General features: G+C 65.9%; 11 protein-coding genes. 5 read left to right on the top strand and 6 right to left on the bottom strand.

Annotation, left to right across the window (positions count from 1 at the left end; genetic code table 11):
- Positions 1-216: 216 nt before the first annotated feature.
- The 4 genes from QW863_RS16565 (at position 217) to QW863_RS16550 (ending at position 3,555) form a co-directional block, all read left to right on the top strand.
- Positions 217-1,842: an FMN-binding glutamate synthase family protein gene (locus QW863_RS16565; protein WP_315715289.1), complete on the top strand. Its 1,626-nt coding sequence runs from the start codon at positions 217-219 to the stop codon at positions 1,840-1,842.
- Positions 1,843-1,923: 81 nt separating this feature from the next.
- Positions 1,924-2,610: an RNA polymerase sigma factor gene (locus QW863_RS16560; RefSeq protein WP_315715290.1), complete on the top strand. Its 687-nt coding sequence runs from the start codon at positions 1,924-1,926 to the stop codon at positions 2,608-2,610.
- Between the two features lie 96 nt (positions 2,611-2,706).
- Complete coding sequence (locus tag QW863_RS16555; protein WP_315715291.1) at positions 2,707-3,228, top strand: DUF4142 domain-containing protein; 522 nt, start codon at positions 2,707-2,709, stop codon at positions 3,226-3,228.
- A 9-nt stretch (positions 3,229-3,237) separates the two neighbouring features.
- The gene (locus QW863_RS16550; protein WP_315715292.1) at positions 3,238-3,555 is read left to right on the top strand and encodes a cupredoxin domain-containing protein; all 318 of its coding nucleotides are present in this window, start codon (positions 3,238-3,240) and stop codon (positions 3,553-3,555) included.
- Positions 3,556-3,566: 11 nt separating this feature from the next.
- Here QW863_RS16550 and QW863_RS16545 read toward each other — a convergent pair whose 3' ends face one another.
- The 6 genes from QW863_RS16545 to QW863_RS16520 form a co-directional block, all read right to left on the bottom strand.
- Positions 3,567-4,868: a nitrate/sulfonate/bicarbonate ABC transporter ATP-binding protein gene (locus tag QW863_RS16545; protein ID WP_315715293.1), complete on the bottom strand. Its 1,302-nt coding sequence runs from the start codon at positions 4,866-4,868 to the stop codon at positions 3,567-3,569.
- 15 nt (positions 4,869-4,883) lie between these two features.
- Positions 4,884-6,617, bottom strand: a complete 1,734-nt coding sequence (locus QW863_RS16540; protein WP_315715294.1) for an ABC transporter permease subunit — start codon at positions 6,615-6,617, stop codon at positions 4,884-4,886.
- A 418-nt stretch (positions 6,618-7,035) separates the two neighbouring features.
- Entirely contained in the window at positions 7,036-8,346 is a 1,311-nt protein-coding gene (locus tag QW863_RS16535; RefSeq protein ID WP_315715295.1) for a hemolysin family protein, read from the bottom strand.
- A gap of 257 nt (positions 8,347-8,603) precedes the next feature.
- Positions 8,604-10,589: a carbohydrate porin gene (locus QW863_RS16530; RefSeq protein WP_315715296.1), complete on the bottom strand. Its 1,986-nt coding sequence runs from the start codon at positions 10,587-10,589 to the stop codon at positions 8,604-8,606.
- A 346-nt stretch (positions 10,590-10,935) separates the two neighbouring features.
- On the bottom strand, positions 10,936-11,217 hold the full coding sequence (locus QW863_RS16525; protein WP_315715297.1) for a hypothetical protein: 282 nt from the start codon (positions 11,215-11,217) through the stop codon (positions 10,936-10,938).
- A gap of 146 nt (positions 11,218-11,363) precedes the next feature.
- Entirely contained in the window at positions 11,364-12,194 is an 831-nt protein-coding gene (locus tag QW863_RS16520) for a creatininase family protein (protein WP_315715298.1), read from the bottom strand.
- Between the two features lie 122 nt (positions 12,195-12,316).
- Here QW863_RS16520 and QW863_RS16515 point away from each other — a divergent pair, with 122 nt between their 5' ends.
- Positions 12,317-13,318 (top strand): ABC transporter substrate-binding protein, encoded by a 1,002-nt coding sequence (locus QW863_RS16515; protein ID WP_315715431.1) that lies wholly within the window; start codon positions 12,317-12,319, stop codon positions 13,316-13,318.
- Positions 13,319-13,331 lie beyond the last annotated feature (13 nt).

Below are 13,331 nucleotides of genomic sequence, written 5' to 3'. Positions count from 1 at the left end.
GCGGCTGCCGTCGTCGAGCAACGCGTAGCGGCGCCGGGAGTCCCGGAGGCCGGCCCGGCGCTGCGGCTCGATCCCGCAGCGCGGCAGTCGATAGAAGGCGGCTATCGACGTTGTGATATGATCGATGGCCGATTGCGCGCGCTTGTGTAACGATTGCTTCGCGATACGCGTAGTATGGTGACACCAGACCTCCCACGCGCCGCCCCGAGGCCTTCCATGGATACGCTGCTGCTCCCGTTTTCGCCGCGCTTCATCGTCCTGACGATCTGCGCCACGGCGACCGCTTTGCTGCTGATCCTCGGCATCTACGATCGCAAGATCTTCGATCTCGTCCTGATCCCGCTGTTGATCTTCGGCGCGCTCACCCTGCTCGGCGTGCGCGACCTCATGCAGAAGAGCCATGCGGTGCTGCGCAACTACCCGATCGCGGCACACCTGCGTTTCCTGCTCGAGGAGATGCGGCCTGAGATGCGGCAGTATTTCTTCGAGAGCGAGAAGGACGGCATGCCGTTCTCGCGCGACACCCGTGCGGTGGTCTATCAGCGCGCCAAGATGGTGCTCGACAAGCGCCCGTTCGGCACCCAGGAAGACGTCTACCGCGAGGGCTATGAATGGATGCACCATTCGATGTCGCCCAAGCCGCGTGCGGAAGAAAAATACCGCATCACCATCGGCGGCCCCGACTGCGCAAGACCCTATTCCGCCTCGGTGTTCAACATCTCGGCGATGAGCTTTGGCGCCCTGAGCCCGAATGCGGTGCGCGCACTCAATGGTGGCGCCAAGCGCGGCGGCTTCGCGCACGACACCGGCGAGGGCGGCTTCAGCCCGTACCATGCCGAGATGGGCGGCGACATCATATGGGAGATCGGATCCGGCTATTTCGGCTGCCGCCGCCATGACGGCACGTTCGACCCCGACGCGTTCGCGCGGGTCGCAGCCGCCGAGCAGATCAAGATGGTTGAGCTCAAGATCAGCCAGGGCGCCAAGCCCGGCCACGGCGGCGTGCTGCCGGCGGCGAAGGTGTCCGAGGAGATCTCCAAGATCCGCGGCGTCGCGATGGGCGAGGACTGCATCTCGCCGGCGGCGCACCGCGCGTTCTCGACGCCAATCGGGATGATGCAGTTCATCGGCGAGATGCGGCGGCTGTCGGGCGGCAAGCCGGCCGGCTTCAAGCTGTGCATTGGCCATCCCTGGGAGTTCCTTGCGATCTGCAAGGCGATGCTGGAGACCGGCATCTATCCCGACTTCATCGTGGTCGACGGCAATGAGGGCGGCACCGGCGCGGCGCCGCTGGAGTTCATGGACCACCTCGGCATGCCGATGCGCGAGGGCGTCAATTTCGTGCACAATGCGCTGGTCGGGCTGAACGTCCGCGATCGTATCAAGATCGGCGCCTCCGGCAAGATCGCCACCGCCTTCGACATGGCGCGCGCGATGTCGATCGGCGCCGACTGGTGCAACTCGGCGCGCGGCTTCATGTTCGCGCTCGGCTGCATCCAGTCGCTGAGCTGCCACACCGACCGCTGTCCGACGGGCGTCGCGACGCAGGATCCGACGCGCGCCCGCGCGCTGGTCGTTCCGCACAAGATCGATCGCGTCTACAACTATCATCACGCGACCCTGCATGCGCTGGCCGAACTGCTCGCCGCAGCCGGCCTCGAGCATCCGCAGGATCTGCGGCCCATCCACTTCTCACAGCGGACGTCGACCACCGATGTCTCCTCCTTTGCCAAGCTGTATCCATCGCTGCGGCCGGGCGAACTGCTCGAGGGCACCCAGGACGTCCGCTTCCGCGACGCCTGGGCGATGGCGCGAGCCGATACGTTTGCGGCGGTGCAGTGAAACGCCTTGCGAGATCGTTCTTGGGAACCTTCCGGCTCCAATTCCATCTAAGCCACGTGTACTCAGCTTGGATGATCGACAATGCCTTGGACCACAGCGACCACAGTCTCCGCGGCGACGAGCGGCGAGGATGACCTGATCCGACGGGCGAAGGCCCGCGACGAGGCGGCCATTCGGGCCATCCTGCAGGCCAACAACCGCCGCCTGTTCCGGATCGCCCGCGGCATCCTGCGCAACGACAGCGAGGCGGAGGACGTCGTGCAGGAAACCTATGTCCGCGCACTCACCCACCTGGACGCGTTTCGCGGCCAGTCCAGCCTGTCGACGTGGCTGGTTCGCATCGCGATGAACGAAGCGATGGGGCGGCTGCGCGGGCGGCGACCGGCGCTGCAACTGGAAGCGGAGCGAGAGAACAAGCCTCGGGCCGAGGTGATCCAATTTCCCGCCACGTCGAGCGATCCGGAGAAGTCGGTGGCACAGCGCCAGATCCAGGCCGTCGTCGAGCGGGCGATCGATGAACTGTCCGAGCCGTTTCGCCTGGTGTTCATCGCCCGCGTGATCGAGGAGATGAGCATCGACGAGACGGCGGACTTGCTCGGATTGAAGCCCGAGACCGTGAAGACGCGCCTGCATCGCGCCCGCGGCATGTTGCGCGAGAACGTCGAAAAAGAGATCGGTCCCGTCCTTCTGGACGCGTTTCCCTTCGCCGGCCCGCGTTGCGAGCGGCTGACCGAGGCCGTGCTCGATCGTCTTCGACGTCCGACCTGAAGATTCTCGGGAACGTCGGCTCCCGCTTTTCATCCAATCCCTGTGCAGCCATTCACCCGCCGGCCACGAGGTCCGGCGGCACAGGAGATGAGAACCATGTTCAAGCATATCGGTACAATCGCCCTCGCGCTCTGCCTCACGAGCAGCGTCGCCCTGTCGCAGGGCGCCAAGCTCAGCGATCCGCAGATCGCGCATATCGCCTACACCGCCGGCGAAATCGACATCAAGGCGGCGAAGCAGGCCTTGGACAAGTCCGGCAGCAAGGAGATCAAGGAGTTCGCGCAAGGCATGGTGCGGGACCACGAGGCGGTCAACAAGCAGGCCCTCGCCCTGGTCAAGAAGCTGAAAGTGACGCCGGAAGACAACGACACCAGCCGCGCGCTGTCGAAGCAGGCGAGCGAGAAGCTCGACGAGCTCAGCAAGCTCAAGGGCGCGGCATTCGACAAGGCCTATATCGCCAACGAGGTCGCCTACCACAAGACGGTGAACGGCGCGCTGGAGACGCAGCTCATTCCGTCCGCAACCAACGCCGAGCTGAAGGAGTTGCTGCAGACCGGCCTGAAGCTCTTCCAGGGCCACGAGCAGCACGCCGAGCATGTCGCGGCGGATCTGAAGTAGGACGATCCGATGCTGTCGGGACGCATCACTCTCGTGAGTGTGGTTGTGCTCGCCGCCATGAGCGTTCCGGCGCGCGCTGCCACGATCCGGATCTTGGTGGACAAGCTCGAATTCTCGCCGGCCGCGGCTTCGGCCAAGGTCGGCGATACCGTCGAATGGGTCAACAAGGATGCGCTGGCTCATACGGCCACGGCGCGGGATGGCGCCTTCGATGTTACTTTGCCGCCGAGCAAGACGGTGAGCTCGGTCCTCAAGAAGGCGGGCACGGTCGACTACTACTGCCGCTTTCATCCCAACATGAAGGCGACACTGACCATCGCGCCGTGACGCCGTTGGCCTCAATGCGGGTTCTCCAGGCTGAAGGTCTCGGACTGCTCGTCATAGGCGAACAGCTCGGCATAGCGGCCCCATGACACGATGGTGTGCAAGGTCTCGTCGGCGTAGTGCTCGGACATGTAGTCCTCGAGCTCGATGCGGAAGCGGGCGGCGGGGGCGGCGTGCGAGGGGCGGTCGTCGAGCACGCGGCGGATCAGCCCCATCAGCGGCACGTTCTCCATCAAATGCTTCGCGAACAGCTTCTTGCGCTCGTCGGTCTCCTGATGGGCGAACCGCCGTCCGGCCTCGGTCAAGGTCAGGTCGCCTTCGCTGAGCTGGGCGAAGCGCAAGAGCTGCAGCGCCTCGGCCAGCGGAAAGATCTCGTCGACCTCGAGCTGCAGATGGCCCGCCAGCACCGGCAGGTCGGCATGCCCATTATAGGGTTCGCCGGCGAGCGTCTCGATCAGGCCGGAGATCGAGTTCGACGACACGTGGTTGAGCACCATGCCGACGCCGGCGCTGGCGGTGCTCGGCAGCTTCGGCTCGGGCCGCTGCGTCATGCGGGCGTAGAGACTGTCGACGAGCTGGCGGAACGCGGGATCGAGCCGGTTGCGCGGATGCGGCAGGTCGATCCTGAACTCGGCGGCGACGCGGCCGGGATTGGACGAGAACACCAGGACGCGGTCGCACATCAGCACCGCTTCCTCGATGTTGTGCGTCACCATCAGCACCGACTTGATCGGCAGCCGGCCGTCGGTCCAGAGATCGACGAGGTCGGTGCGCAGCGTCTCGGCGGTCAGCACGTCCAACGCCGAGAACGGTTCATCCATCAGCAGGAGATCAGGATGCACGACGAGCGCGCGGGCAAAGCCGACGCGCTGGCGCATGCCGCCGGAGAGCTCCTTTGGAAAAGCGGATTCGAAACCGTCGAGACCTATCAGGTCGATCGCGGCCAGCGCGCGTTTGCGCCGCTCGGCACTGTCGACACCGAGCGCCTCCAGGCCGAGCTCGACGTTCTGCAGCACGGTGAGCCAGGGAAACAGCGCGAACGACTGGAACACCATGGCGACGCCAACAGGGGGGCCGGCGATGATCTCGCCGCGGCATCGTGCTTCGCCTGAGGATGGCGACACCAGGCCGGCGATGATCCGCAGCAGGGTCGACTTGCCCGAGCCGGAGCGCCCGAGCAGGCCGACGATCTCGCCGGCTCGGATCGTGAGGTCGACCTTCTCCAGCACGACGAGATCCTCGCCGCTGCCCTTCGGGAAGAGCCGGCTGACGCTCTTGATCTCGATCAGCGATGTGTCCTTGACCTGGTCGCGCATGATGATCTCTCCCGGTCAGCCGAGCCGCAGCCGGCGCTCGCCGAAGGCATACAGCGGCCGCCACAGCAGCCGGTTGAACAGAGTGACGAGGATGCACATCACGGCAATGCCGAGTACCACGCGCGGAAAGTCGCCGCGCTCCGTCGCCGCCGCGATGTAGGCGCCGAGGCCAGACGCCGTCAGATGCGTGTCACCCCAGCTCGCGACCTCGGCGACGATCGCCGCGTTCCATGAGCCGCCCGAGGCGGTGATGGCGCCGGTGATGTAATAGGGGAAAATTCCGGGCAGCACGACCTTGAACCACCAGCGCCAGCCGGTCAGGTGCAGGCTCGCGGCCGCCTCGCGCAGGTCGGTCGGGAAGGCGCTGGCGCCGGCGATGACGTTGAATAGGATGTACCATTGCGTGCCCAGGATCATCAGCGGGCTCAGCCAGACATTGGCGTCGAGGCGAAAGCGCACGATCAGCACGACGAACACCGGGAAGGCGAGGTTGGCCGGGAAGGCGGCGAGGAATTGCGCCAGCGGCTGGATGCGCTCGGCGAGCTTCGGCCGCAGCCCGATCCAGACGCCGACGGGCACCCATATCAGCGAGGTCAGCGCGATCAGCACGGCGACGCGAATGAGTGTGATCAGGCCGTAGCCGATCGCGCCGAGGACATCGGCCGGTGACAAGGTCGCCGAGAGATAGAGGGTGGTCTTCCAGCCGGCATAGGCGCAGCCGAGGATGACCACGGCAAGCCAGAGAGCGTCGACCATCTGCGACGGCGGCGCGTGGCGCACGGAGCCGCTCCAGGCTTTCGGCCAGTTGATTCGCAGGTTCGAGAAGGTGCGGTTGAGCGCAGCGAACGGCATCGACAGTGAGCGCAGCGCACGCGTGCGCCGGAACAGATCGAGCATCCAGGAGGTCGGCGGATTGCCGGAGGCGGTCTGCTCGAAGCGGAACTTGTCTGCCCAGGCCACGATCGGGCGGAACAGCAACTGGTCATAGGCGGTGATGACGAGCAGCATGGTCAGCAGCGCGGCGCCGATCGCCGCCAGATCCTTCTGCTGAATTGCAAGTGCAACGTAGGAGCCGATGCCGGGCAGGGTGACGGTGGTGTTGCCGACCGTGATCGCCTCCGACGCGACGACGAAGAACCAGCCGCCGGACATCGACATCATCGCATTCCAGATCAGGCCGGGCATCGCGAAGGGGACGTCGAGCCGCCAGAAGCGCTGCCAGCCGGAGAGGTGGAAGCTGCGCGTCGCCTCCTCCAGATCCTTCGGCACGTTGCGCATCGACTGGTACATGCTGAAGGTCATGTTCCAGGCCTGGCTGGTGAAGATCGCGAACACGCAGGCGAGCTCGGCGCCGAGCACCTTGCCCGGGAACAGGTTCATGAAGAACACGACGGTGAAGGTCAGGAAGCCGAGGATCGGCACCGATTGCAGGATGTCGAGCAGCGGGATCAGCACGATCTCGGCGCGCCGGCTCTTGGCCGCGAGCGCCGCATAGACGAACGTGAAGACGAGCGAGCACACGATTGCGAGCAGCATGCGCAAGGTGGTGCGCAGCGCGTAGAGCGGCAGGTTGGACGGATCGAGCGAGACCGGCGCTGTGTCCAGGGCCGACAGCGGCAGCGTGGTCTGCTCGCCGCCATAGACGATCAGGACCATCGTCCCGACCACGATGATCAGCGCAACGACGTCCCAGACATTGGGGCGCACGGCGTCGCGCAGAACGGTGGTCCGGAGGTCCTGAAGCATCATCCGCGTGTCTCGTCTCGTCGTCCGCAGCCCTCGGTCATGGCTGCGGACGTGTCCTCGTCGTGGCGCTGGGGCTGGCTCGCGCCGGCAGGGCGGCCGGCCGAATCCGCACCCTAGGTGCGCTGTGTGATGATTTGATTTCAAGTGGCGGCCGGGTATCCGGCCTCTTGGCCCGGCCTATCAAAGGATACGCAGGCCGCGTCTTCACGTTCCCGCGACATCGGCTGTCCGGGGTATGCCTGATCGCGCGCCGCTCGCTCGATCTGCGCCTCCGCCGCGTGCGAGGGAGGTCGCATCGCATGGCAGATGCGGTGCGGGTGGGAGAATGCTCCGGCGGGACGGCTCGTGTGCGCCCCACCCCGGCCCTCCGCCGCCGGCGGGGGCGGGGCGCACTGTCGTTGCGGCGACAGCACGGGTTCAACTACCCCACATTCGGCTCGCCGCCCTCCGGCGCGAGCCTGGTCGCCAGGATCTTGTCGATGCGCCGGCCGTCGAGGTCGATGATCTCGAAGCGCCACCCTTGCAGCTCGAAGCTCTGGCCGACCTCGGGCACGCTGCCGAAGTGCTGCAGCACCAGGCCGGCGACGGTGTGATAGCCGCGATGTGGCGGCACCTCGATGGCGAGGACGTCGGCGAACTCGTCGAGCGGCATCCAGCCGGAGACCAGCAGCGAGCCGTCGTCGCGGCGGACGCAGGCGGGCTCCGGCGGACCTTCCTCCGAGGAGAACGCGCCGACGATCGACTCCAGGATATCCGCCGCGGTCACGACGCCTTCGAACGCGCCGTATTCGTCGTGGACCAGCCCCATGTGCACGGGGGCGACTTTCAGGATCGCGATCACGTCGCGCGCATCGACGGTGGAGGGAATGATCGGCACCTCGCGCACCAGGCTGCGCAGGTCCGGCGTCTCGTCGCGCAGATAGGCCGCCAGCAGGTCCTTGGCCTGGAGCACGCCGATCGGACGGTCGCGCTCGCCGTCCGACACCGGCAGGCGCGAATGCGGGCTCTTGGCGAGCAGCTCGCGAATGGTCTTGGGATCGTCGTTGAGGTCGACGACGTCGACCTCGGGGCGCGGCGTCATGATGGCGCCGACCGGGCGGTCGCCGAGCCGCATCACGCCCGCGATCATCTCCTTCTCGCCCGGCTCGAGCACGCCGGCAGTCTCGGCCTCGCGCACCAGATGATGGATCTCGGCCTCCGAGACTTTCTCCTCGGCCTCGCCGGAACGGCCGAGCAGCGTCAGGATCAGCTTGCCGGAAAGGTCGAGCAGCACGACCAGCGGCAGCGAGACCTTGGCGAGTACCTGCATGGCCGGCGCGACGCGGACGGCAATCGCCTCGGGATCACGCAGCGCGAGCTGCTTCGGCACCAGCTCGCCGACGATCAGCGTGGCATAGGTGATGATGGTGACGACCAGGCCGACGCCGACGATGTCGGCGACGGAAGCCGACAGGCCGAGCTCCAGCAGCGATTGCGTCAGACGCTGGCCGAGCGTGGCGCCGGAGAACGCGCCGGAGAGCACGCCGACCAGGGTGATGCCGATCTGCACCGTCGACAGGAATCGCCCCGGGTCGGACGCCAGCGTCAGCGCCCGCCGCGCGCCGGACACGCCTTTCTCGGCCAGCATGGCCAGCCGGGCCGGCCGCGACGAGACGATCGCGAGTTCGGACATCGACAACAGCCCGTTGACGACGATGAGGACGACGATGATGGCGAGTTCGACTGAGAGCATTTCGACCTGTGAGCGCCCGAAGGGGCGGGGAATGGAGACAGGTCCTAGCATATGGGGACGGCAAGCGCCCAATGCCGCATTGCGGTGGGCGCATGGGGGACTGCACCCTGGCGGCAGGTCAGCTTGGCGCACCGACGGGCGCATCATCCTCCGCTGTCGACCCGGCCTTGAGCCGGAACGACACCCATTTGTGGCGCGAATTGTGGCTCTCATCGGCGCTCGACTGCAGGCCTCGACGGCGGCGCAGCCTGTCGCCCTCAGAAATCCCCGTGCAACCGCCCGGAGAAGATCGACACCGGGCCGCGGTCGGCGTTGTAGGCGGGGTTGCTGACGAACTGGTAGTCCGCCGTGAAGGTCAGGTATTTGTTGATCGAGTAGGCGTAGTAGGCCTCGATGATGTTCTCGCGCCGATAGTTCAGCGCACCATCGCCGATCAGCGGGCCGAGGCCACCGGCGGCGAGGAAGGCGCGGTGGTCGCGCGACAGCCCGTTGGTCACGCCGGCGAGGCCGATCGTATCATCGGGACGGCCCCAGCGCGTGCCCTTGATCGAGGTGCCGAACGACAGGCTGTTGTCGATGTCGGTGAAGGCCATGATCTCGGTCTTGCCGTCGTTCCAGCTCCAGCGACCGAAAAGGCCGAGCTCGTCCGACAGCGCCTGGTCGAAAGAGACAACGTAGCCGTATTTGGGGCGGCCGCGGCGGGTCTGGGTGATGTCGGCATTGAGCGCGGGATTGTCCAGCGTCTCGCGGTAGCTGCCGGAGAAGGTGTTGTTGAAGAAGCCGATGGTGCGCAGGTGGCCCGGCTGCGAGAACAGCTGATAGCGCGTCTCCAGCTCGACGACATAGCTGCCGCGCCTGAACACGTTCGTGTCGAAATTGTTGGAGTTCGAGGTGGCGTCGACCAGGAAATAGCCGGCGCGCAGCGCCCAGTTCTTCTGGTTCAGCTCGGCGGTGGCGCCATAGGTCAGGCCGAGCTTGTCGGCGGCGTAGTCGAAGGCGCCGGGCGCCCAGATCGACCAGTTCATGAAGTCCTTGCGCGCATCCTTGGCGTAGGCGTTGCCGTCGAACACGTCGAGCACCGGAAATTTGCCGATCTGCACCGTGAGACGCGAGATGTCCTGCTTGCCGGAGAGCTGCAGCTGGCCGCTGCCGAGCTGTTCCTGCTCGCCGCCGAAGCCGAAGGTCTGGCGCAGGAACAGCCGCGAGGTGTTGTAGTGCGGATAGGGGAAGTCGGACTTCTGCGCTTCGCCATTGGGGAAGCCGCCGAGTCCGACGGTGTTGCTGAGGCCGAAGCCCTGCAGCAGCTCGGGATTGTAGTAGACCTCGCCGCCGTCCCACAGCCGCGCGTTGATGTACAGGCTGTTGCTCCAGGTCTCCTGGAATTGGCGCGCGGGTGTCAGGCTGTTGGCGCCGGTGTAGGCGGCGCGGAACGCCGGATAGCCCTGGCCGATCACGGTCGCCTGGCCGTGGATCTCCCAGCGGTCGGATTCGGGATCGGACGGATCGCTCTTGAGCTTCAGGTCGGGACCGCTGGCGAAGTCGAGCTTGCGGTTGAGCCCGACCCGCAAGGTCTGGAAGTCGAGCTGCGAATTGTAGCTGGCGCCGTTGGAGAAGCGGACGCCACCGTTCTCGAAATGGCTGTAGAGATATTCGAGGCGCCAGCTCCAATGCGGCGCAAAGCTGCGTTCGATGCCGGCGCCGGCGGCCCAGCCGAGCCGCGTCGTCAGCAGTTTCTCGGTGTCGCCGGCTGCATTGGTGTTGATGAAGCGGCCGCCGGTCCAGGCAAGGCCGCCGGTGGCATAGACCAGCCAGTCGCCCCTGATGTAGCCGACGCGGCCGCGGGCGGTGGCGAGATAGTCCCACAGCTCCGAGACGTTCGAGCCGGGCGTGCCGAGCATCGCGACGGTGTGGTTGGAGGTGAGATAGTTGGGAAAGCTGAAATCGCCCTCGAGCCCGAGCAACAGCCCGGAGCGGGTGACCCAGTTGTAGCCGGCCTGAACGCCGCCAGTGAGACCGCTGAAAGGGCTGCCGCTGCTGACCGTGCCGCTCGGGTCGGTCAGGGTCGCCCGGCCGTGGTCACGTGTATAGCCGGCATGGACGCCGACATAGACGCCGGTCCAGTCGAACACCGTCTGCGTCATCCGGGCCTTGACCGGCAGGTCGGCGGCAGCGGCGGGGGCAGCGAGCGCGGCGATCATGGCGCCGGCCGCGATCATTTCCCGGGTGCAGTTCGAACGGATCATGGCGGCGGATTCCCAAGGCAAGGCAAACGACACAGGCAACGTCACAACTGATTGCCCGCGCACAGTCACGAGAAGATTACGGAGTCGTCGATGTTCGATCGGAAGTGTGGATGACACGCGGCAATTTAGGGATGATTTATATTGCGATTAATTCGCAACAGCAAGCGTCGAGCGATCTCACCTGGTTTCTGATCGAGGGTGTGGCGTCCATGCAACAATCAGCCCGCCCGGGCGGCCGGGCGGGCTGTCGAGACCGCAGATCGGGGCAGGTAGACGCCCGGCCTTGGCGAATTTGGCGAGGCGAGCCTTGGCCGCGGTTGGGCGGGGCGCGACGAACGCCGCAGCATCAATAGCCGCAGGCCCTCACGCGGCCGACATACTGGCCGTAGACGTCGTACTGCGGCACCCAGCGGCAGTACCGATAGCCGCCGCCATAGTAGTAGCCGTCGTTGCTGGCGGCGATGGCGCTGCCGACGACGGCGGCGCCGACGAGGCCGGCACCGACGCCCCAGCCCCAATGGTGATGATGGAAGCCGTTGGCCGCGGCAGGCGTCGACGTTGCGGCGATGCTGCCGGTCACGGCGAGAGCGGTCAGCGCGAGGACGGCAATCTTGGTCTTGATCGACATGGTGAAGGCTCCTGTTTGTTGTTGCGGCGGCCGGCGTCGGCCGCTTGCCAAATTGGACGGAGCCTTTTCGAAACCGGTTCGAATCGCCTGATCGCGATCGACGCCGTTCGAAGATTCATCAGAAGATCCAGAGTGTTATCTCTGGCTCAGCCGCCCGGCAGGGGGCCGCGGCGAAGCGTGTTCACGTCGAAGTTATCGATGTCCGCCAGCAGCGCACAGAACGCCCGCGCGCCGTGGTCGAGCACGCGCTCGCCCTTCTCCGCCGACGCCTGCGTGGCATCGCCGACCGCGCCGCTCGCATTCAGGTCCTGCGTCTGCCAGGCCATCGGCGCCGGCCGCTGCGTCGAGAGCACCTTGTAGGTCGTTTCCATCTCAGCGCCGCGCGAGGAGAATGCGGCGATCGCATCGCTGCGCACCAGCGTGGGATGGCGGGCCAGCATGATCGAGGTCTCGACGGCGCCGCCGTGAATGCCGTGCCGCAGCTCATCGGGCGAGAACAGGCCGTCGGGCGCACCGAAGCGCGACCACGACGTCGTCACCACCAGCATGCGGTGATCAGCGCGCAGATCCTGTGCGACCAGGGTCATCGCGGCACTGTTGCCGCCATGGCTGGTGACGATCACGAGCTTCCTGATCCCGGCGCGCGCGACGCTGTCGCCGAGCGCACGCCAGCTCCGCAGCGCGACCTCGGTCGGCATGGTCAGCGTGCCCGGATAGTCGATATGCTCGGTCGAGATCCCCACTGGCTGCACCGGCAGGACCGTCACCGGCAGCGACGGCGGCAGCAGCGCGCGCACCTGGGCGAGATAGGCCTCGGCGATGTAGACGTCGGTGCCGAGAGGCAGGTGCGGGCCGTGCTGCTCGGTGGCGGCGAGCGGCAGCACTGCGATCCAGCGCGCGCTCTCGGGCGTTCCCGCCTCGGGCGTTGCCAAAGCGGGCCAGTGCAGCTCGGTCCAGTCGCGGGGCGGCAGGGTCATCGCGCGGGCAGTTTCCTTCGTCCGTGGGGCAGGGTAGGTATCACCCGAACGATCTTAACATGTTCAGCCAGAAAGAACCGGGGAGACCAGACATGGCGCAGGCGCTTCTGCCGCGAACGTTAATGGCGGCATTGCTGGTCCTCGGCGGGACTTTGGGCGGGACGATTTCGGCGGCCCACGCCCAGACCCTGGACAAGGTCTCGTTCGGCACCAACTGGGTTGCCGAGGCCGAGCATGGCGGCTTCTTCCAGGCGGTCGCCGACGGCACCTACAAGCGCTACGGTCTGGACGTGACGATCGTGCCGGGCGGTCCGAACGAGAACAACCGCATGCTGCTGATCTCGGGCAAGATCGAGTTCTTCATGGCCGCGAACACGCTGATGTCATTCGACGCGGTCGCCAACAACGTGCCGGTGGTGTCGATCGCGGCGATGTTCCAGAAGGACCCGCAGGTGTTCCTGACCCACCCGGAGTCCAGGATCACCAAGCTCGACGAGCTGAAGCCGCTCACCCTGTTCGTCTCCAAGGAAGGCATCTCCAGCTACTATCAATGGCTGAAATCGGAATACGGTTTCTCCGAGAAGAACGTCCGCCCCTACACGTTCAATCCGCAGCCCTTCATCGCCACGCCGCAGAGCGCAATGCAGGGCTATGTCACGTCGGAGCCGTTCGCGGTCGAGCGCGCCGCCGGCTTCAAGCCCGGCGTGATCCTGCTCGCAGACAACGGCTTCAACACCTATTCGACCCTGATCGAGACGCGGCGCGACCTGATCGAGAGCAAGCCGGACCTGGTGCAGCGTTTCGTCGATGCCTCGATCATCGGCTGGTACAACTACATCTACGGCGACAATTCGGCGGGCAATGCGCTGATCAAGAAGATGAACCCGGAGATGACCGACGACCTGCTGGCCTATTCGGTCGCCAAGATGAAGGAGTACGGCATCGTCGATTCCGGCGACAGCGTGGAGAAGGGCATCGGCGCCATGACGGAGGAGCGCATCGCCAGCTTCTTCGACAAGATGGTGCGGGCCGGCGTGGTCAAGTCGACGATCGACTATCGCAAGTCCTACACGTTGCGTTTCGTCAACAAGAGCGTCGGCATCGATCTCCGGCCGAAGAAGTAGGACGCTTGAGCGG

The sequence above is a fragment of the Bradyrhizobium sp. SZCCHNR1017 genome (assembly GCF_032381375.1).
GTDB lineage: Bacteria > Pseudomonadota > Alphaproteobacteria > Rhizobiales > Xanthobacteraceae > Bradyrhizobium.
This window is presented reverse-complemented; position numbering and strand designations above follow the sequence as displayed.